Origin of the sequence: Synechococcus sp. 63AY4M2 (assembly GCF_002760475.1) — a bacterium.
In the GTDB taxonomy this organism is placed as follows: Bacteria; Cyanobacteriota; Cyanobacteriia; order Thermostichales; family Thermostichaceae; genus Thermostichus.
The window spans coordinates 1,193,854-1,218,509 of sequence record NZ_AXUX01000001.1 but is presented as its reverse complement, the minus strand read 5'-3'; the positions used below and the strand labels follow the sequence as shown (position 1 = coordinate 1,218,509).

Here is a 24,656-nt window from a genome sequence, read left to right as displayed (position 1 = left end):
CTAGAGTGGACATGAGATAATGTCAGCTTGCAGGCCTGTTGTAGAACCCCTTCCCGCCGTTGCTGAGTTGAGAGGAGCCCTCCCTTGGTTGCCCAAACCTTCAACCTGGACACCTACTTGAGCCAACGCCAGCAACAGGTGGAAGAGGCGCTTTCTGCGGCATTGGTTCCCGCCTATCCGGAGCGCATTTACGAGGCGATGCGCTACAGCCTGCTGGCGGGGGGGAAACGCCTGAGGCCGATCCTCTGTCTGGCGGCCTGTGAGTTGGCCGGCGGCTCTGTGGAGCAGGCCATGCCCACCGCCTGCGCCCTGGAGATGATCCACACCATGTCGCTGATCCACGACGATCTGCCGGCGATGGACAACGACGATTTTCGCCGCGGCAAGCCCACCAATCACAAGGTATTCGGCGAGGATATCGCCATTTTGGCAGGAGATGCCCTGTTGGCCTATGCCTTTGAGCATATCGCCAGCCAAACGCGGGGGGTGCCGCCGCAGTTGGTGCTGCAAGTCATTGCCCGCATTGGCCATGCTGTGGCGGCAACCGGCTTGGTAGGGGGCCAGGTGGTGGATCTGGAGTCCGAAGGCAAAGCCATTTCCCTAGAAACTTTGGAGTACATCCACAGTCACAAGACGGGTGCTCTGCTGGAGGCCTCGGTGGTTTCGGGAGGGATCCTGGCAGGGGCCGATGAGGAGCTGCTGGCGCGGCTGAGCCACTACGCTCGGGACATCGGCCTGGCTTTTCAGATCGTGGACGACATTTTGGATGTTACTGCCACCAGCGAGCAACTGGGCAAAACGGCAGGCAAGGATCAAGCTGCCGCCAAAGCCACCTACCCCAGCTTGTTGGGCCTAGAGGCTTCCCGGCAGAAAGCTGAGGAACTGATCCAATCGGCCAAGGAGGCGTTGCGCCCCTACGGATCCCAGGCCGAGCCCCTGTTGGCTCTGGCCGATTTCATCACCCGCCGCCAGCATTGAGACAAGAGGACAAGAAGGTAGATGGGATCCCTGTCCACCCTGTCGGAGACCCTGGTCGCGTTCTGGTGCCGGAGAGCCCTATGCTGCAGCAGTTGATGGCCAACCACGTTCTCTGGGTTGCTCTGCTGGCCAGTGTCTTGGCCCAGGCCATCAAGCTGATCCTGGCCTATGTGCGTTCGGGCAAGCTCAACCTGCGGGTTTTGGTGGAGACAGGGGGGATGCCCAGCTCTCACGCAGCGCTGGTAACGGCTTTGTCGGTGGGGGTGGGGCTGGAGGAAGGCTGGGACAGCCTGCTGTTTGCGGCAACGATGGTCTTTGCGCTGGTGGTGATGTACGATGCCGCCGGGATCCGTCAGGCTGCCGGCAAGCAGGCGCGGGTGCTGAACCGCCTCATGGAAGAATGGTTTGAGGAGAAGGGTGCAGATCGCTTCCAGGAGCCCTACTTGAGGGAGTTGCTGGGCCATACGCCCGTCCAGGTGATCGCCGGAGCAGCCTTGGGGGCAGCCTGTATCACGTTATCTTTTGTCCTGGGAATCAACTGAACGCAATTGGGGCATGCTAGAGCAGGAGCATCACGGGTGGTCATGGCCTCCAGTTCTCAACCTCGTCCGATCCAGCGCTGCCCGGCCTGTGGCAAGCCGATCCCGGCCTATCGCTACAAGTCCCCCTACTGCGACCACTGCGGTTGGCGGGCAACCCCGGCAGGGCAAACCCCTCAAACAGGCGGATCTGGGGGCCAGAGATCCGGAGCTCAGGGGAGTAGGATTCAACAACACATTCAGCGCCTCGGCCTGCCCCCTCTGTTGCAGCCGCTGTTGAAGTTCGACTTTTACCTCTATCTGGGCTGGGGGATCAGCCCTCTGTTTCCGCTAGTCGTGGATCGACCGCTGCTGGCCGAATCCAATTACCTGTTGCTGCTCCCGCTCCTGTTGAGCTGGGGGCTGCTCTACTTGGCAGTGCGGGATCGGCCGTTGCCCCAGGATTTGCGGCTGCCGCGGCTGCTGCTGGATGTGGCGTTTATCCTGCTGCCCTTCTTCCAAAAAATCAACGTTTCCAAGGCCCCCAACCGGCCCTACTGGAATGCTCTGCTCATCTGGGTCATCGGGCTCCTCCTGTTTGCCGCCGTGGGGCTGTGGAGCTTTAGCCTGCTTCTGACGGCATTGACGCTGCTGTTGACCAGCTTCTGCACGCTGCTGTTCTAGCCGAGATGGTTGACAAACACTCCAGCCTCCCATGAGCATTCCTGCTGCCCGCCAACGCTTCCTCCAAGAAATTCAAGCGGATCCCATCGATCTGGACCGAGCGGCCCTCTGGATCGCCCAAGAAGCCTATCCCGACTTGGATGTAGAAGAGTATTTGGCCGCTTTGGATGAGATGGCCGCAGAAGTGCAAGAGCGTCTTCCTCCCGAGCGCTACCCCCTGCGCGTCATCCGGATTTTAAATCGCTATCTCTTTGAAGATCTGGGCTTTTGTGGCAACAGCGAAGACTATTATGACCCGCGCAACAGCTTTTTAAACGAGGTGATCGATCGGCGCACCGGGATCCCGATCACTCTTTCTCTGATCTATCTAGAGCTGGCGCGGCGGATCGATTTTCCCATGGCAGGGGTAGGCATGCCCGGCCACTTTCTGGTGCGGCCCCTGTTTGCAGACGCGGAGATTTTTGTGGATCCCTTTCATCAGGGAGAAATTTTGTTTCCCGAGGACTGCCAAGAGCGTTTGGCACAGATCTACGGGCCCAGGATCCCTTTACAAGATCATCACCTCCGCCCCACCCCTCCTCGCCTAATCTTGGTGCGGCTGCTCAACAATCTTAAGCAGATTTACTTGAGCCGCGCCCAGCTAGAGCTTGCCTTGGCAGCGGTGGAGCGCATCTTGTTATTGATCCCAGAGTCCTTGCCCCACCTGAGGGATCGGGGCTTGCTCTGTTACCAGTTGGGGCGTTGGCAGCAGGCCTGTCAGGATCTGAGGCACTACCTCAACCAGGCGACCCTCCACCCAGAGCTCAGCGGCCCCGACGAGCATTTAATCCAAGAGATCCTACAAAGGCTAGAAGCTTACTCTGACTAAAGTCAGGTGCAGCAATTGCTCGAAAAAATCCTCCAATCGAGAGCTGGCCACCTAAGCAATACGGATCTCACCTGAGATCTCGCCTTGCCATCTTTGGGTGTCGCTGGGGCTTTTGCAAGAGTCTGGAGCAGCTTTCACCTCCTGGCGAAGAATTGCCTCTACCAGCTCGTCTAAAGCTTCCAGGTCAGATAGGTTGTAGTCTTTTTCCCGAAGGATTTTGTTAATAGAAAACTCCTGCTGCAGCGTCAGGGTCGAGGATCGTAAGACCTCGTCGATAATCTCGCGAATGCTCATTACAACCTCACAATCTGATGGCAATCTCAGCGGAGAATTTGTTATCTGAGCTCATAAACCTAGAATGCAAGAAATACTTGACGTAGCCATCCTGAGGATCACGTATTTTGGCCAAGATCTAGGGCCGCCCATGCTAAGGGAAACTGCCAAGGGTACTTTCACGGGGCCTCGCCGAGGCTTGGGAGCTCCCCAGGGAGGCTTGTCCGGTTCGCCTTTCCCAATCTTTTGCGAAGGGGGTGGGAGTGATGGGTTCACCCGATAGCTGCTGCAGTTTTGGCGACTTTGGGGCCAGTCGCGCCACGAGTGAGTTGCTTGGTCTAGGATCCCGGGGGGCGATCCACTAGTCTGTTGGTACTCCATTAGGATGAAGTGGGATCCTGTCGGCTAGCGGGTTTTGTGGGAAATCCCAGTCAAATCGCAGGTGAGGTTGTAGCACCATGACATTGACTTGGCAAACGGATGGACAGACTTGGTTTCTTCTGCCTCCCCAACCCCGTGCCGTGATCCACTTTCTGGGCGGAGCTTTTGTGGGATCCGCCCCACAATTTTTCTACAGCCGCCTGCTGGAAGAATTGGCCCGTATGGGCATGGCCGTTGTGGCTACCCCCTACACCACCGATATCGATCACGCGCAACTGGCTTTTAAAGCAGCGCAATCTTTGCATAGAAGCCTGCAGAGCAAAGGTTTGATGGGGTTGCCCCTCTTTGGCTTGGGCCACAGCCTTGGCGGTAAGCTGCAGATCCTCTCCTGCCTAGCCCTTCCTTCTTTGGGATCCCAGCGGCGCGGCAATATTTTCTTGGCCTACAGCAATGCGGGACTGGAACGGGCGCTGCCGGTGCTGCAGGCCTTGGCCCAGGCGTGGCCGCAACAGCAACTGAGCACTCTGTGGCGGATGTGGATGGGATCCTCGTCACCGCCAGTGAATCTGTGGTTGGAGTTTGAGCCTTCTCCGGCAGAAACCAATCGCCTTATCGAGGAGCAGTATCCGGTTAGAAACAACCTGCTTGTAGAGTTTCAGCAGGATGATATTGACGATATTCCGCTGCTCTATCAACAGCTTCGCCGCAAGTACGGAGGCTACACCGAATGGCAACGCCTGGAGGGGGATCACTTAACCCCGCTGGGTTTCAGCTATCCTTTCCGGGTCGGGGGGGAGTTCAGTCCCATCGATGCTTTCGCGCAGTTTTTTTATCAAAACTTACTGGCTCCTAACCAACGAATGATCCGGAGTATTCAAGCCTGGCTGGCAGCACAACTGGCTTAGTCGAGCCAGCTTAGGTCGGAGAGGAGCTCCTGTGAGTGGGGAGACTGAGCCTGCAGAGGAAACAGCATCTGTAGAATATCGCTCATCAGGAAGTAACAGGTTAAAACACCACCGGCAGCTACGGCCACCAGCGTTCCCGCCAACATGCGCGAGAACTCCTGCCGCTGAAACGCCTGTTCCATTAAGCGCAGCGCCCAGAACCCCAGTAGGATCACAATGGCAAGGATAATCAACATATCGTAATCTAAGCTGTAATCTATTGTAACGAACCTGTCGCTCAACTGCTATTGACAAAACCTGGTTAAAGCGTAAAGAGTTCTCTGTCTTCTGCAGCCAGCAACTTGTCGGCGGGGTAGCGGCGGGCGCGGCCCCCTGGGGCCTTGCCGGCCTTGTCTAAGCTACAGGCCCCAAAGGGATCCCGCTGGCAAAGATTGCTGGGCGTTCAAGCGGCCTACACCTGTCGCCCTTCGGGGGAAGCGCCGGCAACTGTTGCAAGATCTGGCAAAGGAGAAAGCTTCCGGGCAGCTCCTAGCTCCTCAGGCCAATTGTCTGCAGGATACCAAAATACATCGACCCGCCAGCGGCTGCTCGTAGGGGGATCCCTTACACTTGAGCTAACTGCTGCTTGAGAGGTGGGGTATGGTACGGCGGAGGCTGGCCGGCGCGGCTGGATCCCTGGCACTTCAGCGTTCTCTGCAGGCTCCTTTGCAGCAGCGCAGCCGGGCGATCAACCGTCGCCGCAAACTGATCTACCGCAGAACTCGCCTACTCTACCAGCGCAACTTGCCCCTTTACCTGCGCAATTTGCTGTTGCAGTACCGCACCAGCTTTATCTACAACCTCAAAGCTAGAGCTGTGATCAGAACTCGCTAGAGAATGTCGAGCTATCTTTTCGCTCTCAGCACAACGGTCTTCACAGCGCGAAAAACAGGCAGATGGCGATGGACATTGCCCTGCCGGAAAGTCTGGATTTATAGTTAAAAATTGTTGTCTGTAAGTCTTCTAAGAGAGAGGCCGGTCTCCCTCCGAGAGAAAAGAGTTGGAAGCGGGAGCCAAGCTAAGGCTACCGAATTGTAAAGCGGCCAACTCCTATCTTCTCGCCGTTGACATGAACCTCGACGCGGTAGCGCCCGGTGTAGGGTTGGCTGAAGCTGAGAAAGCCTCGCACCGTGTCGGCTAGGGGATCCCAGGGAAAATCAAACTTGCGGATCAGTTGCTCGCTCCCGGCTTCTCCGCCCTTGTAGTACCAGAGCATCTCCACCTGGGCGTTGGCAGGGAGGCTGCCCACCGGCAAGATGGCCCAGATCAAGGTGTCGGTGGTCTTAAACTCGGTTGTGGCCTCGCCAGGGCTGCCGTCTCCCCGACCTCGGTGCAGGCTGATCACCCTTGTCCCCGCCTCGTTTGGGGCTTTCTGGCTATAGGCGCGGGCATTGGCTTGCGCTTCCTGAGCGAGGCGATCCAGCTCGGCCAGCAAATCTTCCTGCCGCTTCAGGGCCTCGGTTGCTTCCTGTAGCCAGTGGGCGATCGGCTGCTCTGGAGCTGGGGAAGAAGGCTTTCGGGCGGCCCCGGTAAGGTTTTGGATGGGAAAGCCCCGAGCCGTCCCCACCTCGCTGCCCAGCAAGTTCAGCCAGCGGCTCCGCATTTCGGGTGTCATCTCTGGCTTGGCGGCGTAGGCAATGCGCACAGGGCCGTCTGGGCCTTGGGTGATGCGGCCAATTTCATGCTCTTGGATCCCGGCAACCTGCCCACGACAGCCGGCGCTACGGAACTCGTAGAGGACATCCTCTTCGCTTTCCCGGTGAAACTCCCACATTGTTTGGGGGCAGTACTCTAGGAGATTATTCCGCATATTGTTTGCCAGGAAGCGGGGCAATTTTGGTACCTGAACGTTCATGACCGAGAGCATTTCTCTCCAAGAGGCCAAGCTCGCCTCGGGCCGTATGAGAACAGTCAATGTAGCTGTCTCAGTAACTTGGCGATCGGCAAAAGCCCACTCCCCCACATCTCCTTCAATGAGGACATTTCCTGAAGGGCTGAGGTGAGCCAAGGCAAAGAGCAGGCCGGCAAAAAGGTTCAACATGATGATCCTCCCTACCAAGATTTGTACTGGGAAATGAGAGGGGAAAGTTCTCAATCAGCTCGCCGGGCAGGCAACGAAAGGAGACTGGACAAGAAGGACAGCCCTTTGTTGTCGCTTTCTCAAGGCTCACCCCAGAGGAGCTCAATGATCCGGGTGGCTTTTGGCAAAATGGCAGTTACAGCCTGCTTGGGCAAAACCCGTATCGTCACACGAGCTGAAACCTTACTCAGGTAAGGTTTTTTCTGTGGGCTATATTCCTTTGAACCGCAAGCTCTAGAGGGCACCAGTAGCCTATCACAGGCTAGCTCAGTTTCGATCCCTGTTTTTCAGAAACGCCACATTCTTTCTGAGCAGTATACTCGTTTACCTTAAGCAGATATGATTTTGTTCGTTCAAAAACCTAAAACTCTCTCGGATGACAATTGAGAGTCATCGAGAACAAATCATTCACCGGAGTCGTCGGCGCCAGAAGGGAGGATCTTCCCGGTTATCAACCAGTTATCCCCCACAGTCTGCAGTTGCGGCTCCAACAGTTGCCAGCTTTGGTTCACATCCGGGATCCCTTCTCCTGCTACGGGGGTTGGCGCGTCGGCCCCGCCCAAGATCTTGGGAGCGATGAAGGCGGCCACCTTCTGGATGGCCCCATCTTTAAGGGCTGCCCAGGCCAAGGTGCCGCCGCATTCCCAGAGGGCACTCAGACAGCCTCGCTCAAAGAGAACCTGCGCCGCTTGAGCCGGGGTTACTTGATCCAGGTGCAGCAGCTCCACCCCTTGCTTGGCCAGGGATCCCCAGAGGGGATGGGCTTCAGTGGCCTCGGTAATCACCAAAGTTGGCGCCTCCTCCGCTCGCCACAGGTGGGCCAGCGGGGGCAGATTCAGAGAGCGGCTGAGAACCACTCGCAGGGGCTGGGATCCGTGAAAATCCGGCAGGCGGCAGGTAAGGTGGGGGTTATCGTGCCAGACGGTGCCGGAGCCCACGATGACTGCATCGTGCCAGGCCCGCTGGCGGTGAACCCACTCTCGCGCCAGCGGATTGCTGATCCAGCGGCTGTGGCCGGTGGCGGCGGCGCTCTTGCCGTCTAGGGTCATGGCGTATTTGAGCAGGCCAAAACACCGTTTCTGCACAATGGCGAAGGCAAAGCCTTCGTTGAGCTCCTGACATTCCTGCTCCAGCACCCCCACCGTCACCTCAACCCCTGCCTCCTGCAGGCGGCGGATCCCTTTGCCGGCCACCAGGGGATTGGGATCCTGCATTCCCACCACCACCCTCCGGATCCCGGCAGCCAGGATGGCCTCGGTACAGGGAGGGGTGCGCCCGTAGTGGTTGCAGGGCTCGAGGTTGACGTAGAGGGTAGCGCCCTTGGCCAGGGATCCCGCCTGTTGCAAAGCCAACACCTCGGCATGGGGCTGGCCGGCTCCCGGATGAACGCCTTCCCCCACCACCTGATCCCCCCGGACAATAACGCAGGCTACCCGCGGGTTAGGGGAGGGGCGCTGCGGTGTGGAGCGGGCCAAGGACAGGCACCGTTCCATCCATTGCCGATCCGAGTTCATAAGGGGCCGGGATCAAGCTACAGTTGCTCTGGATTCTAGCCTTGCCATCTGGGGAACAAAAGCCGACCCGTTCCCTTCAAGTGCGCGACGGATCTGGGCGCTGTTGGCGACTTCACCCGCTGGCCCGTCCAGGAGCTGGAGGGCGTTTTTGGTAAGCTGGTTACGGCCTTGGCAGAAGGGATCCCATGGACAGCCTTCAACTTTGGCAGCGCTACTGCGATTGGCTCTACTACCATCCCGAGCTGGAAATTTTTGTTGATATCAGCCGCATCCGTTTTACTTCCGCTCAGGTGGAAGCGCTGCGGCCTGCCTTTGCCCGCGCCTTTGCCGAGATGCAGGCCCTAGAAGCCGGGGCCATTGCCAATCCCGACGAAGGCCGCCAGGTGGGCCACTACTGGCTGCGGGCGCCGGAGCTGGCTCCTAGCGCCGAAATTCGGCAGGCAATTCAAGACTGCGTTGAACAGGTGGAGAGCTTTGCCAAGAAGATCCACTGCGGCACGATCCCAGCCAGTGGGGGAGGGCGTTTCACCGAGCTGCTCTGGATTGGCATTGGCGGCTCGGCTCTGGGGCCACAATTTGTGGCGGAGGCCCTGGCTCCGCTGCAGCCGCCCTTGAACATTCACTTCATCGACAACACGGATCCGGACGGGTTTGACCGGGTGCTGGGACGGCTGGCCGGCAAACTGGGACAAACCCTGGTGGTTGTCACCTCCAAATCCGGCAACACGCCCGAGCCGCGCAACGCCTTGGTGGAAGTGGAGCTGGCTTACCGGAAGGCAGGGATCCCCTTTTCTGCCCATGCAGTGGCCATCACCGGCCCCGGCAGCCAATTGGAGCAGCAGGCGCGGCAGGAGGGGTGGCTAGCCGTTTTTCCCATCTTCGACTGGGTGGGGGGGCGCACCTCGGAAACTTCCGCGGTGGGCCTGCTGCCGGCAGCGTTGCAGGGGATCGACATCCGGGCTTTGCTGGCCGGAGCTGCCACCATGGACAAAGCCACCCGCGTACCCCATCTGGAGCGCAATCCTGCCGCCCTCTTGGCCATGGCCTGGTACATCGTCGGCGAGGGGCGAGGGCGCAAGGATATGGTGGTTTTACCCTACAAAGACCGCCTGGCGCTGTTTAGCCGCTACCTGCAGCAGTTGGTGATGGAATCTCTAGGCAAGTCCCACGACCTGCAGGGCAACCGCGTGGAGCAGGGCCTAACCGTCTACGGCAACAAGGGCACCACCGATCAGCACGCCTACGTGCAGCAGTTGCGGGACGGCCTCAACAACTTCTTCGTCACCTTCATCGAGGTGCTCCAGGATCGCGAGCCGGGGATCCCTTCCCCCTTCGTAGAGCCCGAGGTAACCAGCGGCGACTATCTGGATGGCCTGCTGCAGGGCACCCGCCAAGCCCTCTACGAAAACGGGCGCGACTCCGTCACCATAACGCTGCCGCGGGTGGACGCCCGCTCCGTGGGGGCCCTGATTGCCCTCTACGAACGGGCAGTGGGCCTCTACGCCTCTTTAATCCAGGTCAACGCCTACCACCAGCCGGGGGTGGAAGCAGGCAAGAAAGCGGCCAGCGCCGTCCTGCAGCTCCAGCGCCAGGTGCTGGAGGTGATGCGAGAGCAAAAGGGATCCCTGACCTTGCCCCAGTTGGCGGAAAAACTGAGCTGCCCAGAGCGCATCGAGACCCTGTACTGGATTGTGCGGCATCTGCAAGCCAATGGCCGCAGTCTAGTGCTTGTGGGGGATCCTGGCCGACCCTTGGAGCTAAGCATCCAGCCGCGCCCGGCCTGAGAGTATAGAAGAGGCAACCTGAAGAGAGGTTTGACCAATCTGTACCTTACCTTAAACCCCTCCTGTGCAGCCGGCCTGTCTGCCTAGAATCGAGCAAGAGGCTACTCCAGGAGGAGACTATGGACCAACCTGCCGCCGTCCTGCCTTTACAAACCCCAAAAGATGTCTCCATCGAGGACATTGAGCAGGAGCTGAACAAGATCTGGTCCTCCAAGGGAGAGAGCGTTGCCGCCCGGGCTGCCACCTTTACCCTGGTGGTGTATGAGTCGCTAGACGATGCCCTGCTGCTGCCTTCCCCCACCGTCGAAGCCATTGCCACCCAGAACCCCTGCCGCGTCATCGACCTAAGGGCCAAACGGGAGGGAGCCACAGACGACGCCATCGAGGCCCAGGTGGCGGCCTATTGCCCGGTGACCCGCGAGCAGCGCAGCTCGCTGGTGTGTTGTGAGTACATCACCCTGAAAGCGCCGGAATCGGCTTTTGTGCGCGCTTGCAGCACTGTCGCCTCGCTGTTGATCCCCAACCTGCCCACGTTCCTGTGGTGGCAAGGGAACTTAGACTTGAATAGCTTGTTGTTTCAAAAGCTGGTAGCCCTGAGCAACCGCGTCATCGTCGACTCGCGGGGCTTTGTCAACTCAGAAGAAGACCTGCAGGAAATTCATCTCCTCATCAGCGAGGGGCACCACTGCGGGGATCTCAACTGGCGACGGCTGCTGCCCTGGCAGGAACTCACCGCCCAAGCCTTCGACCCCCCAGATCGGCGAGAGTCTCTGTCCTGGATAGATCAAGTAACCATTGACTACAGAGCTGGCAACCCCTGCCAGGCCCTCCTTTTCTTGGGCTGGCTGGCCAGCCGGCTGGGGTGGACGCCCACCGAGCGGGCCCAGACTTGGGAACACGACTACGAGATCGACCGCATCCGCTTCCAAACCCAAGCGGGAGGCGAGGTGAGGGCAGAATTGGCTGCCGTGCCCCTGGTCTCGGAGATGAGCCAGGCGGGAGATCTCATCGGCTTGCGCCTCACCTCCAGCAACCAGGAAGCCGACGCCTGCACCGTGCTCTGTTCAGAAACCACAGGGTGCATGCGCATGGAAGCCAGGGGAGGTGCCCAGAGGTGCGTGGTTCGCCAGGTGGCTCCCCTGGAGCAGGAGTCCTTGGAAACGCTGCTAGCTGCCGAGTTGCAGCGGCCTGGCCCCGACTATCTTTACGAAGAGACCTTAGGGGTGGTGGCCCAGATCCTCAAATTAAAGAAAAGCGGAGCGCTGGGGTAGAATCTCGATTTCGTTGTTGGCAATCTTGGGGAGACGGATACTGTCTCGCGTTCAAATGCAGGGAAGCGAAGACCCCAACCCAGCGCTTGACAGACGAGAACCTAGGCTTCTCGGGATATCCCGACAAATCGGCCCAAGAAAGCTAGCCAGATCCGCCTATCCACTGTCGAAGCCAGCTCAGCGCAGCCCCAGGACGGAGGCCAGCACGCTGTGACCTACCAGGGCTTCCACCGCAATGCTCATGGCAAACCCCAGCATGGCCAATCGCCCGTTCCAGCGCTCGGCCTTTTCCGTCCACCCAATTTCCCACTCGGGCGGAGCCTCGCCCTCTTGCCCATACTGAGGCACGTATCGCGGACGAGCAGCACCCTCCCAGCCCGCAGGACGCTTGGAGTTGAAGAAAGCCATCGAACCGAGGGCAACAGCAGCCACCAGCCCGCTCACCATAACGGCAATGTAAGGAAAGAAAGGGTTGTCGAGGATCATCGGCCTGTTGGGTTCAGTGAAACAGTCAATAGCCTGGGTAGCGAGCCGATCGGGCAGCCCCCAGACAAAACGCCCGACCTGATGCTTGCGTAAAACTCAGATGTTCTCAACTATCGCAGTCCCAGCCACTGAGCGAGAGTGGTGGCAAAAACACTGTGACCCACCAGCGCCTCTGTGGCAACGCTGATCACCAAACCCACCATAGCCAGGCGGCCATTCCAACGCTCCGCCTGCTCCGTCCAGCCCGGGATCCAGTCGTTGGTGGTGTCGTAGTATTGGGCCACAGAAGCGGAGTCCAGGCGAGAAGGGATCCTAGGAGAGGATTGCATAGGTAATGCCTCATAACTGTACGTAAACAAACTTAACATAAAATTACAGTTCTTGACAACTTTTCCGACTGGCGAGGGGAGGTAGGGATCCCTGGCGAGAGGGAAGGAGTTTGCCGAGGGGTGCCCAGAGCGATGCCATACTGAGGGAGGTAGGCTTCTGCGCAGACTATGGCGGTATCCTCTCTTTCTTCCCCCAAGCTGGACCAGGCTTTTGACGCTGCTGCCGACTTAGCTGCCCAGGTGCGGTCGGATTTTCCAATTTTGCAGCGCCAAGTCAACGGCCAGCCGCTCATCTATTTTGACAATGCGGCCACTTCCCAGAAGCCGCTGGCGGTTTTGCAGGCAATGGATTTCTACTATCGGCACAGCAACGCCAACGTGCACCGGGGAGTGCATACTTTGGGCAACGAAGCCACGGAGGCCTACGAGGGGGCGCGGGAGAAGATTGCCCGCTTTATCAACGCGCCTTCCCCGCAAGAGATCATCTACACCCGCAACGCCAGCGAGGCCATTAACCTGGTGGCCTACAGTTGGGGCATGAGCACCCTAGAGCGGGGGGATGAGATTATTCTGTCGGTGATGGAGCACCACAGCAACTTGATCCCCTGGCAATTCGTGGCTCAAAAGACGGGGGCCTGCCTCAAGTTTATCCAGATCACGCCCGAGGGCGAGCTGGATTTGGAGCACTACCGCTCTTTGCTGGGCGACCGCACCCGCCTAGTGGCTGTAACTCACGTCTCCAACATGCTGGGATCCATCAACCCTGTCCGGGAGGTGGTTGAGTTAGCCCATCGCTGTGGGGCCAAGGTGTTGCTGGATGCCTGTCAGAGCGTGCCCCACATGCCGGTGGATGTGCAGGCCCTAGACTGCGATTGGCTGGCCTTTTCTGGGCACAAGATGGGCGGCCCCACGGGGATCGGGGTGCTCTACGGCAAGCGGGAGCTGCTGCGGGCCATGCCGCCCTTTTTGGGCGGGGGCGAGATGATTGCCGAGGTGTACTGGGATCACGCCACCTACGCCGATATCCCCCACAAGTTTGAGGCGGGCACGCCGGCCATTGCCCAAGCGGTGGGTCTGGGGGCAGCCGTCGATTACCTAAGCCAGATCGGTCTGGAGCGCGTGCATGCCCATGAGCAAAAGTTAACCGCTCGCCTCCTAGAAGGGCTTCAGCGCATTCCAGGCATTACAATCTATGGCCCCAAGGACCCGACGCGCCGGGCAGGACTGGTCAGCTTTTCGGCGGAGGGCATCCACCCCCACGACCTGTCCACCCTGCTGGATGAGCAGGGGATCGCCATCCGGGCTGGCCACCACTGCACCCAGCCGCTGCATCGCCACTTGCAGGTGCAATCGACGGCGCGGGCCAGCGTTTACCTCTACAACACCCTGGCCGAGGTGGATCGCTTCCTGGAGGTGCTGGCGGAGGCGGTGGCGTTTTTCAGGGAGGCCTTGGGGTAGCCGAGGAAGATGCTCTACCGCCGCTTTGGGCGCACACAGCAGCTTATGTCGGCTTTCTCCCTGGGCAGCATGCGCCTAGTCCATGTGCCGCCGGAGCAGGCCCAGGCCACGGTGGCAGCGGCGCTAGAAGCAGGGATCAACCACATCGAAACGGCGCAGGCCTATGGCCAGGCCGAGGTGCTCTTGGGGGAGATCCTGCAGAAGCTGGCGGTGCCGCGGCAGCGCTTGATCCTGACCACCAAGCTCACGCCTGGCGAGAGGCTGCGGGAACGGCTGGAGGGATCCCTGCAGCGGCTACAGGTGGAGTATTTGGATCAGTTTGCCTTCCACGGCATCAACCTGCCCGAACACCTGGAGTGGGTGCTGCAGGAGGGCTTGCCGCTGCTGCGGCAGGCGCAGCAGGAGGGCTTGGTGCGCTACATCGGCTTTTCCACTCATGGATCCCTGGAGCTAATCCTGCAGGCCATCCAGAGGGGCCAGTTTGACTTTGTGAATTTGCACTACCACTTTTTCCAGCAGCGCAATGCCGCGGCCCTGGAGGCGGCAGCCCAGCAGGATATGGGGGTGTTCATCATCTCCCCTGCCGACAAAGGGGGGATGCTCTATCGCCCGCCCCAGCGTCTCCGGGAGAGCTGTGCGCCCTTTAGCCCCCTGGAGTTTGCCTATCGATTTTTGCTGGCGGATCCCCGCATCCACACCCTCAGCCTGGGCATTACCCATCCCGACGAGCTGCAGACGGCCCTGGCGGCCCTGCAGGATCCCGAGCGCTGGTGGACGGAGGGCCTGCAGGTACAGGAGCGGCTGCATCAAGCGGAGCAGGAACGCCTGGGCTCCAGCCGCTGTGCCCAGTGCTACGCCTGCCTGCCCTGTCCCGAAGGGATCCACATCCCAGAGGTGCTGCGGCTGCGCAACTTGGCTCTTGCCCACGAGATGACCGAGTTTGCCCAATATCGCTACAACATGTTCGGCCAGGCAGGGCACTGGTTCCCAGGGGTGCCTGCCGACCGCTGCAGCGAGTGCGGCGACTGCCTGCCCCGTTGTCCGCAGCACCTGCCGATCCCGGAGTTGTTGGCCGAAACCCACCGCCTTTTGCACCGCTCTCCCATCCGGCGGCTGTGGGAGTAAGGGCCCCTTCTCCCAGGGGGTGAGGGGGGTGAAAATCCTGGCCAGGAGAGCCAGCTAGGGGGAAGCCTCTTGTTGCTCCGGAGTTCAAGGCTCTAGCGCCGCTTGCTGCGCAGGGTTTTGGCACGGTTGTGTACCTGTCTAACAAACAGAGGCAGGAGCTGTTCCTGAATGTAGGCAAAGGCTGCCGGGAGGCCTTCTCTTTCGTAGATAAGGCCGATTTCTGCCTCCACCTGGGTGGGATCCCGCAGAGCCGACAAAAATTGGTTGGAGGTGAGCCAGGTGAAGAGTTCCGCGCGGCTAAGATCGCAGCCGGGAGGGGAAGGCACCTGCCAGTCGGGTGGCGGGCCGAGCAGCCACTGGCGGGCAAAGAGGCTCAGCACCGCATCTCCTAGCCACGCCTTGTCCCGTCGGGATCCCTCGTCCAACTGGGCCACCTGCTGTCTGACGGTCGAAGCAAACTGGGATCCGGGCACCATGGGCAGCACTTAGAAGGAGCAGCAAGGGTAGCAGAGCTTCCCTGCCTCATTCTACTAAGATGGGGTCTGGCCCACCCTCAGCGGGTAAAGGGGCGGAGTTGGCTGTTTTGAGGATCTCAGTGCATGTTGTTGGAGCTTACCCCAGAAGAGTGCGAGGCGGTGATCCCGCTGGTGCCGACGCGGCTCCAGTACGCAGCTTACTGGAGCGATGCCCTCAAGAGCGTAGGCCGGATCATTACAGCTATTTTGGTGGGCGTAGCGCTGCTGGTGCTGTCTCGCGCTTTTGGCGAGGGATCCTTCTTGGGGGCAGTCTCCTTTCTGGCGGGGTTTCTCTCGTTGCTCTACCCTTTCCTCTGGGGGCCCCTCTACACCATCTCCCGCCGGCAGCTAGCCTTTCGCGAGATCCCTTACGGAGGGCTCTTTTTTGGCCAGGTGTTGAGCACCCGCCGCTACGAGGTGGTGGTGGAAGAGCGGGAAAAGGTGGATGAAGAGGGGCAACTCTATATTGAAGAAGTGCGCGAGCGCCAGTTTGAGATGGAAATTGGCGATGAAACAGGAGTTCTCTACCGAGTGCGGGCCAGGGACGATCCCCGCTACCGGCGAATTGTTAAAAAGCAATCGGTGCTGGCGCTGGTGAAGGCCTATTCCCGCGATCTGCGGCGCCGACCGACCTTGAGCGAAGTCTACGTGGTCAAGCTAGGGGAGTGGGTGGGAGATGTTTCCTATCTGGATCGGGAGGCGTTTTTGGAGTTGGCCGACGAGCTGCTGGCGCTCGAGCTAGGACCGGAGGCGAAGGCATAGAAACCTTATGTCAGAGGCTGGAATCACCCGCGCAGCTTGGATCGTGGCGGCCTTGGTGGTGTCGGCAGCCCTGGGGCCGCGGTTGGCTCTGCCTTTGGCTGGGATGGTGGGCTTGGTGATTGTCGAGCAGGTGGCCTTTGGGGGGCGGCTCTCGGGGTTGCTGGGCGCGCTGCTGGATTGGGCTTCTCCAGCCTATCGGCGGCGGGTCATCTGCCACGAGGCAGGACACATTGTGGTGGCCCACCTGCTAGGGATCCCCTTGCGCGGCTACGTGCTGGGCCCCTGGCAGGCTTTCCGACACGGGATCCCCGGCTACGGGGGAGTGCAGCTGGATCAAGCCCCCATGCGCACCTGGGAAGCCCAGGGGGGCATCCCCTGGGCAGATCTAGAGCGCTACAGCCTGTTTTGGATGGCAGGGGCTGCCGCGGAGTCTCTCCAATATGGCCAAGTGGTGGGAGATGAGGAGGATAGACAACAGTTGGCCAAGCTGCTGGCAGGGATCTCAGCAGCCCAGCCCTTGACCTCTGCGGCTCAAATGAGGGCCTACATCAACCGCTTTCTGCGCCAGAGCCGGGCCTTGTTGCAAGCCCACCCCGAAGCCTATGCCGTTGCCGTCCGGCACCTAGAGCAGGGATCCCCCCTCCAAGACTGCCTAGCTGCCCTTGCGGCCAGCTTGGAGGAGCGGTGTCAACAACCTCCCTCGCCCTCTTCTGAAACCTCTTGCTGATACACTGTGACATACGAAAAAAGCTCGGGATCCCCCAGGCTCGGGATCCCAGCGGTTGACTACATCGTTGTGTCGCTTAGGGAGGATCCATCTTGCGCCCCATCCTCATTGCCGGCAACTGGAAAATGCACAAGACTCAGGCTGAGGCTCGCCAGTTTCTGCGCGAGTTTCGTCCAGCCCTGCAAGCCTCGTCTGCAGGGGTGAGGCCGCAGCGGCAGATCATTCTCTGCGTGCCCTTCACAGACCTGGCCGTGGTGGTAGAAGAAACGCGGGGATCCGGCATGGCTGTGGGAGCCCAGAACCTGCACTGGGAGGATCAAGGGGCGTTTACGGGAGAGATCTCCGGCCCCATGCTGGCAGAGCTGGGGGTGCGCTACGTTATCGTCGGCCACAGCGAACGGCGGCAGTACTTTGGCGAAACCGATGAAACCGTCAACCGGCGCTTGGCCGCGGCCCAGCGGCACGGGCTCACCCCCATCCTCTGTGTGGGGGAAAGCTTGCAACAGCGGGAGCAAGGCCTGACCGAGTCTTGGATTGTGGGACAGTTGGATCGCGCCTTGCCGGGGATCGATCTGCGCAACCTCGTGATTGCCTACGAGCCAATCTGGGCCATTGGCACGGGGAAAACCTGTGCAGCCGCCGAGGCCAACCGCGTCATCGGCCTTATCCGCCAGCATCTGGGCGCCGACCACCTGCCCATCCTCTACGGTGGCTCGGTCAAAGCCAGCAACATCGACGAGCTGATGGCCCAGCCGCAGATTGACGGTGTACTGGTGGGAGGGGCCAGCCTCGATCCCCAAGAGTTTGCCCGCATTGTCAACTTCCAGGCCCTGACTCCTGCCGCAGCAGCGGCTCCCTAGGTTCCTCAGCGAGATTGCCCCCACAGTAGAGCCACGGGAAAAGACTTGAGGATGGCGCCCACCGACAAGGTGTCGCCGGCAGGGATCCCTTCTTGGGTGAGGCCATTGACCCACTCCAGCCGCTTCCAGCGCGGCAGCTGAATTTCTGTGTCTTTCCAAACAGCGTCCCCCAAGGGATCCTGCGTCTGGTAAATTAGGGAAGTTAGGAAGCGGGGCGCCACCACCAGGACGACTTGTTTGTCGTGCTGACGGGCAAAAGCAATGACATGGTTGGCATAGGAGCCGCTCACCTGCAGGGGAATATAACTGCCTTCCAGAAATAGCTGCGGCTGTTCCTGACGGGCCTTTAGCACCTGATGGATGAGAAACAGCTTAATGCGGCCGTCGTGGCGGTGAAGCAGAAGATCTTGGATAAGTTGCAGGGGATCCTGCTTGATTCGCCGTTGAATTTCTTCGAGGTAAGCCAGGCGGCGGGAAAAGTCCACAGGCCGACGATTGTCGGGATCGACCATGCTGAGATCCCACAGCTCCGTGCCCTGGTAGATATCCGGGATCCCAGGGCTGGTGAGCTTCAGCAGGGTTTGAGAGAGAGAGTTAAAGATGCCAAAGTGGGCAATTTTGCGCTGAAAGGGCAGGAAAGACTCCAAGAAGGGGCTTGAGGGCCGCAGGATCTGATCGATGAAAGCAAGGGTAGCTTCTTCGTATTCGGTATCGGGGCGAAGCCAAGCAGTATGAACCTTAGCTTCCCGAACTGCTTTAATGGCGTAGTCTTTAACTCGCTGGATAAAGGTAGGAACTTCCTCTGGTTGAAAAGGATAGGAGCCGATCAAAGTCTGATAAAGAAAATACTCGTCGTTGCGATCGGGCAGCTCCGAACGCTTCGCTTGCTTGCTGCGAACTTTGTAGCCAAGATTCAACTCATGCCAGAGTTTAATGTGCTTCTCCCATTCAGCGGGGAGTTCCGAGAGCACATTCAGGCGGGCCCGCACATCCTCGCCGCGTTTGGTGTCATGGGTGGAGGAAGCATTCATTGAGAAGGGCCACTGGGCTGCTCGTTCTTGGTTAAAGCGATGGAACTCTTGGACAGAAATGCCAAAACGATATAGATCCCCACCTACTTCGTTCAGGGATAGCAGCCTGTTGTAAACGTAGAAGGCCGTATCCTCTACCCCTTTGGCCATGAGAGGGCCAGCCAACTGTTGCAGCCGCATGGCAAAGTAGATTTGCTCGTTTTTCTCTTCCTCTGAGACGTTTTCGGGGAACTCAAGGCAGAGAAAGCGCTGCAGGAAATTCAGCTCGTTAACCAAAATGGGCAGGTTCTCCTTAGCTTTCTCTACAGCTTGGCGGACGGCCTGTTGACCTTCTGAGCTGAGGATCCCTTCGTGGATGTAGACTCGGTAAACTGGGAAACACACCAAAACCTCTGCCAAGGCTCGGCGCAAGCTGTAGAGGGTGAAGTCATTGGCATAGCGGTGATGGCTGGTAATCTGCTTGAGCAAAAAAGCAAGGTTGTCCATGTCCCCTGCCAGGTTGCGCTCGATAATCAGCCGTTTTTTATCTTCGATAACCTGTTCTGGTGACTGTTGCAGGTTGGTGAAATCTTGATAAAGAGCACTGAAGGCTTCTGCATTCTCCGATTGGCAAAAGATGCCATTAAGCTTAGCTAAAAAGTCGTAACCCGTTGTGCCTTGAACTGGCCATTGCTGAGGTAGCTTCTCATTAGCTTCTAGTATTTTTTCTACCACAATGTAGAGATCTGGACAGCGTTCTCGCAGACGGTGGAGATACTCCTCTGGGTTAAATAGGCCATCGATGTGGTCGATGCGTAAACCTGTGAAGCGCCCCTGTTCTGCGAGCTTGAGAATGAGCTGATGCGTTTTGCGAAATACTTCGCGATCTTCCATCCGCAGCGAGATCAGATCGTTGATGGTAAAAAAACGACGATAATTAATCTCCTCAGCACCCACCTTCCAAAAGGAGAGGCGAAAGTTTTGCCGTGCCAAAAGGCTGTCCAACAAGTCAAAGCTGGAGGGATCCCCGGGCTTGCCGTTGAAGATGGCGATGTTCTCGTCAAAGAAGCTTTGAATATGCGGGCTAGAGGTGTAGAGCTCCCAGAGGGAGTGCTTGGCAAAGCTAATTTGATCCGTGCGCTCTAGGAGATCCTCTTTGCTAGGAATAAACTTGAGGCTGAAGAGGATCCCGAGTAGTTTGACATAGTCGGGGTGGCTGCGCCCTAGTTTCCGCCGCAACTTGCCCAGGTTATAGGTAAAAACATCGGCATAGGTGTCAATATTGAGAGGAAATCTTAAGTTGTAGTAGTTAATGCTCAGGCCGTCGGCATCATAGCGTAGCTGAATCTGGCCTGACTCCAGGCACTTGTTGTAGAAGTCGCCCAGGAAGGGAGCAAGGATTCTGCCCTTGATCCCCAGATAGGAGTGATCCCAATTCACGTCAAAGTAGTCGATAAAGTCTGAGTTAGGCCCGCTTTCCAAAACATCCATCAGCATTTGGTTTTGGCCGTCGTAGGCCATGTGGTTGGGCACGATGTCTTGGATCCAGCCGATTCCCTGCTGGTTGAGGGTTTCCCACAAGAGTTCAAACTTTTCACTCCCCCCTAACTCCACGTTGATCTGCCTGGGATCCACGACGTCGTAGCCATGGGTGCTGCCCTTGCGGGCCTGAAAGATGGGGGAAGCATATAGATCGCTGATGCCCAGCAACTTCAGGTAGGGGACAATTTGCCGCGCTGCCTCGAAGTCAAATCCAGCGTGAAACTGAATGCGATAGGTGGAAGTCGGGATCCGCATGACGACCTCAAAACGACGACAAGGTGGCTCAGCCCATGACCAGAAGGGATGTTTCCAGGGTAGCGGCTAAGATCGGGAGGTCCCGCATAAAGATCGGCAAAACCCTAGATAGGTGTTCAGGGGCACAAGAGCGCCAAAGGGCAAGCAACGATGCTAAACCAGGCGGCGGCGAGATGGGCAACGATTTTTCTCTTGAGCGGCACTTCTGGGAGCGACCTGAGCTTTGCCCAAGGGGAGTTGCGGGTGGGGGACGAACCGGTTTTCACCCTGCCCACTCCCGCTGCCTCTGCCCATCTGCGTCTGGTGCAGCAACGTCTGGAGGAGATTTTGCTGCAGGCCAGCAGCTCCCAGCCCCAGGTCGGTTTGGAGATCCCTGCTCCTCCCACTCCGGATCCCTTGGTGGCTCCTCTGCCAGCCCATACTCTTCTCAATGGGCAACTGCCGTCGACAGTGACGCCGGTGGATGCAGAGGCCTACGCCACTTCTCAACCGGCGGATTTGGCGCGACGGCTACAGAAGACCCTAGACTCGGCGGAGAGCCAGCAGCGGCTCTATCGCCGATAATGGGCGGCTGGTTACCGGTGGACCGTGCATCGGGAATCATGTCGTTTATTGGCAGATCCCTTTTGGGGAGGATCCCCTGGGGTTTTCCTATCAGCCGGTGCTGCCGGATCCCCCGCCGGAGCGGCTATTTTTGTTAAACCGCCTGCCTCAGTTTGTGCCCTACGAGTTGCGACCCTAAGCGTTTTTCTACGGCCTCCTATGTCCTCTACACCATCCACGCCAACCCTTCCCCGCCAGCCCCGCATCCTGTTGGGCCTGCGGGCTGACCATTTTCGCCATCCTGTGGATCTGCAGGCAACCCGCTCTCTGCAGCAGGTGCCGGGGCTGGGCCTGCTGATTCAGAATTTGCTCGGCTCGACGGCAGGGGAGATTTTTTATCTGGATAACATCGCCTCGAGCATTCAAATCAACGAGCACCAGTTGCCGGAAATTCACCAGCTTCTGGTGCAGGCCTGTCGCATTCTAGATCTGGAAGTGCCCCAGCTCTACGTGCGCCAAAATCCCGTGCCCAACGCTTACACTTTTGCCATGCAGGGGAAAAAGCCCTTTATCGTCCTGCACAGCTCCCTGCTGGACTTGCTGGAGCCGCCGGAAATTCAAGCCGTGATCGCCCACGAGCTGGGCCACCTCAAGTGCAACCACGGCGTCTACTTGACGATGGCCAACCTTCTCATGCTTTCGACCAGTTTGCTCCCCTTCGGTGGGCTCTTCTATCAAGCGCTGCAAGATCAACTGCTGCACTGGCTGCGCTGTGCCGAGTTTACCTGCGACCGGGCGGCGCTGCTGGTTACCCAGGACGCAAGAACGGTGATCTCGGTGCTAATGAAGCTGTGCGGCGGCTCGCCGCAGTTGGCCGCCAAGCTCAATGTGGATGCTTTTCTGGAGCAGGCCCGCACCTACGAGGAGCTGGACGACGATCTCTGGCAGCTTGAGCTGAAGCAGATGCAGACCATTGGGCGCACCCACCCGCTGCCGGTGCTGCGAGCTCGGGAAATTGAGCGCTGGTTCCGCAGCAACACTTACCGGCAAATTTTGGAGCAGCACGGCTCGACTGCTGCCTGAGAGGCCAGGATGGCTTCCCTCGGAGTGACCTCTGGCCTCCCCCTGATTGTGGGGGAGACCCTTTTCGATTGTTTCCCAGACAAGGTGGTGCTGGGCGGTGCGGCTTTGAATGTGGCTTGGAACCTCAAAGGGCTAGGATCCGATCCCGTCTTGCTCAGCCGCGTCGGCCAAGATGAGGCGGCAGAACAGTTGTTGGCGGCGCTGCGGCGGCAGGGGCTGCGTCTGGAAGGGCTGCAGCGGGATCCGCTTCACCCCACCGGCCAAGTCCGGGTCACGCTGGATGGGGAGGGGATTCCGACCTTCGCCATCTTGCCCGACCAAGCCTACGACTACATCCAGTTGGACAGGGCAGCTCTGCAAGCCCTCCGCCCCAGCCTGATCTACCGGGGCAGCTTGGCGGCGCGTCGAGAAGCAGCCCATCGCCATTTTCAGGAGACCCTTCCCACTTTGGGCTGTCCGGTGTTTTTGGACCTCAATCTGCGGGATCCCTGGTGGCGCCCAGGCCCCGTCCGGGAAATGCTGCGCACCTGCGCTTGGCTGAAGCTGAACCAAGAGGAGCTGGAGCAGGTGGTGCAGTTAGAAAGCATCCCCGCCGGCAAGGTGGAGGAACAGGGGCAGGCCTTGCGGGCGCGGTTGAACCTGAGGGGCTTGTTCCTAACGCTGGGGGCGGCAGGTGCATTCCTGTTCACCGGTAGGGGGGTGTATCGGGGGGAGCCGGTGCCGGTGCCGCGGCTGGTGGATACGGTGGGGGCAGGGGATGGGTTTAGCGCGGTGGCCATCCTGGGCCTGCTGCAAGGATGGCCGGAGGCGGTGTTGCTGCAACGGGCGGTGGAGTTTGCGGCGGCCATCTGTGGAGTTGCGGGGGGCGCCCCCCCAGATCCGGCGTTCTATCGCCCCTTCCGGCAAGCGTGGGGGCTGTAGAAGCTACTGGAACTGGCGCCAGTGGAACTGGGCGTAGCGCCCCCCCTTGCTCAGCAACTCGCGATGATTGCCCTCCTCCAACAGTTGCCCCTGCTCGAGGACGAAAATGCGATGGGCGCTGCGCACCGTAGAAAGGCGGTGGGCGATCACAAAAACCGTGCAGCGCTGCATCAACCGCTGCAGAGCTTCCTGCACCAAGGCCTCAGACTCGTTATCCAAAGCAGAGGTGGCCTCGTCCAGGATCAAGATCTTGGGGTTGAGCAACACGGCGCGGGCAATGGCCAACCGCTGCCGCTGGCCGCCGGAGAGGGTAACTCCGCGTTCTCCAACACGGGTGGCGTAGCCATCGGGCAGGCTCTCGATGAAACTGTCGATGTTGGCCACGCGGGCCGCCTGCCGCACTGCTTCCAGGTCAAAGTCCTCTTGGCCGTAGGCGATGTTGCTGGCGATGGTGCCGGAAAACAGGGTAATCTCCTGGGGCACGATGCCGATCTGGCGGCGCAAGCTCTTGAGGGTGACGGTGCGGATGTCGATGCCGTCGATGCGGATGCAGCCTTCCTGGGGATCGTAGAAGCGCGGGATCAGGTTGACCAGGGTGGATTTGCCGGCGCCGGAGGATCCCACCAGGGCGACAATCTCGCCGGGGGCCACCTGGAAGCTGATCTGTTTGAGCACCGGCTGATCTGGTTTGTAGGCAAAGGAAACCTGCTCGAACTCCACCCAGCCTTCAATGGGCGGCATGGGGCGGGCGCCGGGCAGCTCCCGCACGCGGGAGCGGGTATCCAAGAGCTCGAAGATCCGCTCCACCGAGGCTTCCCCCTGTTTCAGCTCGCTGTAGTTGTTGGTGATGTGGACAATGGGGTCGATCAGCATGGCGACCCCGGCAATAAAGCCAAGAAACTGGCTGCCGGTCAGGTTGCCCTTGCTAATCTGCCAGCCCCCCACCCAAAACACCCCCAACACGCTCATGGCGTACAGAAAGCCCACCACCGGGTCTTGGATAGCTTTAACCTGTTCGGTTTGGAAGCGGGCCAGGCGGTTGTTCTCGGCCATGGCGCTGAAGCGGCGGATCTCGTAGTCCTCGGCAGCAAAGGCGCGGGTGAGGCTGATGCCGGCAAAGGCTTCCGTCAGAAGGGAGGACAGGTCGGCCATGCTCTCCTGGTTAAGGCGGGAGCGCAGCAGCAGCCGCTCCCCAAACCAACTGATCAAGGCGCCCATCAGGGGGGCAATCACCAGGGTGGTCAAGGTGAGGATGCCGTTGAGGTAGAACAGGTAGGCCACTACCGCCAAGATGGTGAGCACGCTGGGGATGAAGCGGTGGAAAAAGCGCTGCACCACTTCGCCCACCCGATCCAGATCGCCGGTGAGGCGGTAGACCAGGTCGCCGGTGCGGCTGCCGGAAAAGTAGTCCACATCCAACCCCTGCAAATGGGCGTAGAGCCGTTGCCGCAATTCCAATACCATTTGCAAAGAGGCCTTGGCCATAAGGGTGTCCTGGCCGTACTGGAAGGCGCCGCGCACCAGAAAAAACACCACCCCGATCAAGGCCAAGATCCGCAGTTGCCCCAGATCCCCCGCGCCGATGGAGCGGGCCACCCACTCGATCAAGTAGGCGAGGGCAGGCATAGTGAGGACAAAGCCAAGGGTACAGGCCAGCCCCAGCAGCAACATCCACAGGTGGGGCCGAATGAAGGGAAAAAGGCGGCGATAGCTACGACCCGGATGCACAGATCTCAGAAGAAAGG

General features: G+C 59.3%; 25 protein-coding genes. 16 read left to right on the top strand and 9 right to left on the bottom strand.

The annotated features are described in order from the left end of the window. The first annotated feature begins 84 nt into the window (after positions 1–84). The 4 genes from crtE to SYN63AY4M2_RS05445 all read left to right on the top strand — a co-directional run bounded on the left by crtE (position 85) and on the right by SYN63AY4M2_RS05445 (position 3,048). On the top strand, positions 85–978 hold the full coding sequence (crtE, locus tag SYN63AY4M2_RS05460) for a geranylgeranyl diphosphate synthase CrtE (RefSeq protein ID WP_011429285.1): 894 nt from the start codon (positions 85–87) through the stop codon (positions 976–978). Between the two features lie 80 nt (positions 979–1,058). Beyond that, the gene (locus SYN63AY4M2_RS05455) at positions 1,059–1,520 is read left to right on the top strand and encodes a divergent PAP2 family protein (protein ID WP_041438070.1); all 462 of its coding nucleotides are present in this window, start codon (positions 1,059–1,061) and stop codon (positions 1,518–1,520) included. A gap of 42 nt (positions 1,521–1,562) precedes the next feature. Beyond that, on the top strand, positions 1,563–2,180 hold the full coding sequence (locus tag SYN63AY4M2_RS05450) for a hypothetical protein (protein WP_011429287.1): 618 nt from the start codon (positions 1,563–1,565) through the stop codon (positions 2,178–2,180). A gap of 31 nt (positions 2,181–2,211) precedes the next feature. Continuing rightward, entirely contained in the window at positions 2,212–3,048 is an 837-nt protein-coding gene (locus SYN63AY4M2_RS05445) for a transglutaminase-like domain-containing protein (RefSeq protein WP_011429288.1), read from the top strand. 51 nt (positions 3,049–3,099) lie between these two features. Here the strand turns inward: SYN63AY4M2_RS05445 and SYN63AY4M2_RS05440 are convergent, their stop codons facing one another. Continuing rightward, complete coding sequence (locus SYN63AY4M2_RS05440) at positions 3,100–3,342, bottom strand: hypothetical protein (RefSeq protein WP_041438072.1); 243 nt, start codon at positions 3,340–3,342, stop codon at positions 3,100–3,102. A gap of 437 nt (positions 3,343–3,779) precedes the next feature. Here SYN63AY4M2_RS05440 and SYN63AY4M2_RS05435 point away from each other — a divergent pair, with 437 nt between their 5' ends. After that, the gene (locus SYN63AY4M2_RS05435) at positions 3,780–4,607 is read left to right on the top strand and encodes a DUF1350 family protein (protein ID WP_011429290.1); all 828 of its coding nucleotides are present in this window, start codon (positions 3,780–3,782) and stop codon (positions 4,605–4,607) included. On the opposite strand, the gene SYN63AY4M2_RS05430 is transcribed toward SYN63AY4M2_RS05435, so the two are convergent. Next, positions 4,604–4,843: a hypothetical protein gene (locus SYN63AY4M2_RS05430; RefSeq protein ID WP_011429291.1), complete on the bottom strand. Its 240-nt coding sequence runs from the start codon at positions 4,841–4,843 to the stop codon at positions 4,604–4,606. The two genes, SYN63AY4M2_RS05435 and SYN63AY4M2_RS05430, sit on opposite strands and share 4 nt — an antisense overlap. A gap of 403 nt (positions 4,844–5,246) precedes the next feature. Between SYN63AY4M2_RS05430 and SYN63AY4M2_RS05425 the strand changes: the two genes are divergently transcribed. Beyond that, positions 5,247–5,480: a hypothetical protein gene (locus SYN63AY4M2_RS05425; protein WP_011429292.1), complete on the top strand. Its 234-nt coding sequence runs from the start codon at positions 5,247–5,249 to the stop codon at positions 5,478–5,480. 190 nt (positions 5,481–5,670) lie between these two features. Here the strand turns inward: SYN63AY4M2_RS05425 and SYN63AY4M2_RS05420 are convergent, their stop codons facing one another. Next, complete coding sequence (locus SYN63AY4M2_RS05420) at positions 5,671–6,687, bottom strand: hypothetical protein (protein WP_240530348.1); 1,017 nt, start codon at positions 6,685–6,687, stop codon at positions 5,671–5,673. A gap of 443 nt (positions 6,688–7,130) precedes the next feature. Continuing rightward, positions 7,131–8,240, bottom strand: coding sequence for a bifunctional diaminohydroxyphosphoribosylaminopyrimidine deaminase/5-amino-6-(5-phosphoribosylamino)uracil reductase RibD (gene ribD, locus SYN63AY4M2_RS05415; protein ID WP_099812499.1), 1,110 nt, complete (start codon positions 8,238–8,240; stop codon positions 7,131–7,133). 185 nt (positions 8,241–8,425) lie between these two features. Between ribD and SYN63AY4M2_RS05410 the strand changes: the two genes are divergently transcribed. Then, on the top strand, positions 8,426–10,024 hold the full coding sequence (locus tag SYN63AY4M2_RS05410) for a glucose-6-phosphate isomerase (RefSeq protein WP_099835658.1): 1,599 nt from the start codon (positions 8,426–8,428) through the stop codon (positions 10,022–10,024). A gap of 119 nt (positions 10,025–10,143) precedes the next feature. Then, positions 10,144–11,295: a glucose-6-phosphate dehydrogenase assembly protein OpcA gene (locus SYN63AY4M2_RS05405; RefSeq protein ID WP_099835656.1), complete on the top strand. Its 1,152-nt coding sequence runs from the start codon at positions 10,144–10,146 to the stop codon at positions 11,293–11,295. A gap of 177 nt (positions 11,296–11,472) precedes the next feature. Here the strand turns inward: SYN63AY4M2_RS05405 and SYN63AY4M2_RS13930 are convergent, their stop codons facing one another. Next, positions 11,473–11,781, bottom strand: coding sequence for a hypothetical protein (locus SYN63AY4M2_RS13930; RefSeq protein ID WP_011429297.1), 309 nt, complete (start codon positions 11,779–11,781; stop codon positions 11,473–11,475). A gap of 110 nt (positions 11,782–11,891) precedes the next feature. Next, entirely contained in the window at positions 11,892–12,110 is a 219-nt protein-coding gene (locus SYN63AY4M2_RS05395; protein WP_011429298.1) for a hypothetical protein, read from the bottom strand. A gap of 168 nt (positions 12,111–12,278) precedes the next feature. Here SYN63AY4M2_RS05395 and SYN63AY4M2_RS05390 point away from each other — a divergent pair, with 168 nt between their 5' ends. Both SYN63AY4M2_RS05390 and SYN63AY4M2_RS05385 read left to right on the top strand, forming a co-directional pair. Then, the gene (locus SYN63AY4M2_RS05390) at positions 12,279–13,568 is read left to right on the top strand and encodes a cysteine desulfurase (protein ID WP_011429299.1); all 1,290 of its coding nucleotides are present in this window, start codon (positions 12,279–12,281) and stop codon (positions 13,566–13,568) included. A 9-nt stretch (positions 13,569–13,577) separates the two neighbouring features. Further along, the gene (locus SYN63AY4M2_RS05385) at positions 13,578–14,693 is read left to right on the top strand and encodes an aldo/keto reductase (protein WP_099812494.1); all 1,116 of its coding nucleotides are present in this window, start codon (positions 13,578–13,580) and stop codon (positions 14,691–14,693) included. A 92-nt stretch (positions 14,694–14,785) separates the two neighbouring features. On the opposite strand, the gene SYN63AY4M2_RS05380 is transcribed toward SYN63AY4M2_RS05385, so the two are convergent. Continuing rightward, a complete protein-coding gene (locus SYN63AY4M2_RS05380) occupies positions 14,786–15,169 on the bottom strand; it encodes a hypothetical protein (protein ID WP_011429301.1) in 384 nt (127 codons plus the stop codon). Between the two features lie 123 nt (positions 15,170–15,292). Here SYN63AY4M2_RS05380 and SYN63AY4M2_RS05375 point away from each other — a divergent pair, with 123 nt between their 5' ends. From SYN63AY4M2_RS05375 to tpiA, 3 genes are all read left to right on the top strand, one after another. Next, complete coding sequence (locus SYN63AY4M2_RS05375) at positions 15,293–15,970, top strand: hypothetical protein (protein ID WP_011429302.1); 678 nt, start codon at positions 15,293–15,295, stop codon at positions 15,968–15,970. A gap of 7 nt (positions 15,971–15,977) precedes the next feature. Then, entirely contained in the window at positions 15,978–16,697 is a 720-nt protein-coding gene (locus SYN63AY4M2_RS05370; RefSeq protein WP_099812493.1) for a hypothetical protein, read from the top strand. Positions 16,698–16,789: 92 nt separating this feature from the next. Beyond that, positions 16,790–17,557, top strand: a complete 768-nt coding sequence (gene tpiA / locus SYN63AY4M2_RS05365; RefSeq protein WP_011429306.1) for a triose-phosphate isomerase — start codon at positions 16,790–16,792, stop codon at positions 17,555–17,557. 5 nt (positions 17,558–17,562) lie between these two features. Here tpiA and treY read toward each other — a convergent pair whose 3' ends face one another. After that, positions 17,563–20,364, bottom strand: a complete 2,802-nt coding sequence (gene treY, locus SYN63AY4M2_RS05360) for a malto-oligosyltrehalose synthase (RefSeq protein WP_011429307.1) — start codon at positions 20,362–20,364, stop codon at positions 17,563–17,565. 192 nt (positions 20,365–20,556) lie between these two features. On the opposite strand from treY, the gene SYN63AY4M2_RS05355 reads away from it, so the two are divergent. The 3 genes from SYN63AY4M2_RS05355 (at position 20,557) to SYN63AY4M2_RS05345 (ending at position 22,911) form a co-directional block, all read left to right on the top strand. Further along, on the top strand, positions 20,557–20,928 hold the full coding sequence (locus SYN63AY4M2_RS05355) for a hypothetical protein (RefSeq protein ID WP_143597300.1): 372 nt from the start codon (positions 20,557–20,559) through the stop codon (positions 20,926–20,928). Between the two features lie 198 nt (positions 20,929–21,126). Further along, positions 21,127–21,990 carry a M48 family metallopeptidase gene (locus SYN63AY4M2_RS05350; RefSeq protein WP_011429309.1) on the top strand — a complete coding sequence of 288 codons (864 nt, stop codon included), beginning with the start codon at positions 21,127–21,129 and terminating at the stop codon, positions 21,988–21,990. Positions 21,991–21,999: 9 nt separating this feature from the next. Further along, entirely contained in the window at positions 22,000–22,911 is a 912-nt protein-coding gene (locus tag SYN63AY4M2_RS05345; protein WP_041438075.1) for a PfkB family carbohydrate kinase, read from the top strand. Between the two features lie 3 nt (positions 22,912–22,914). Here the strand turns inward: SYN63AY4M2_RS05345 and SYN63AY4M2_RS05340 are convergent, their stop codons facing one another. After that, positions 22,915–24,639 (bottom strand): ABC transporter ATP-binding protein, encoded by a 1,725-nt coding sequence (locus SYN63AY4M2_RS05340; protein ID WP_011429311.1) that lies wholly within the window; start codon positions 24,637–24,639, stop codon positions 22,915–22,917. Positions 24,640–24,656: the final 17 nt, after the last annotated feature.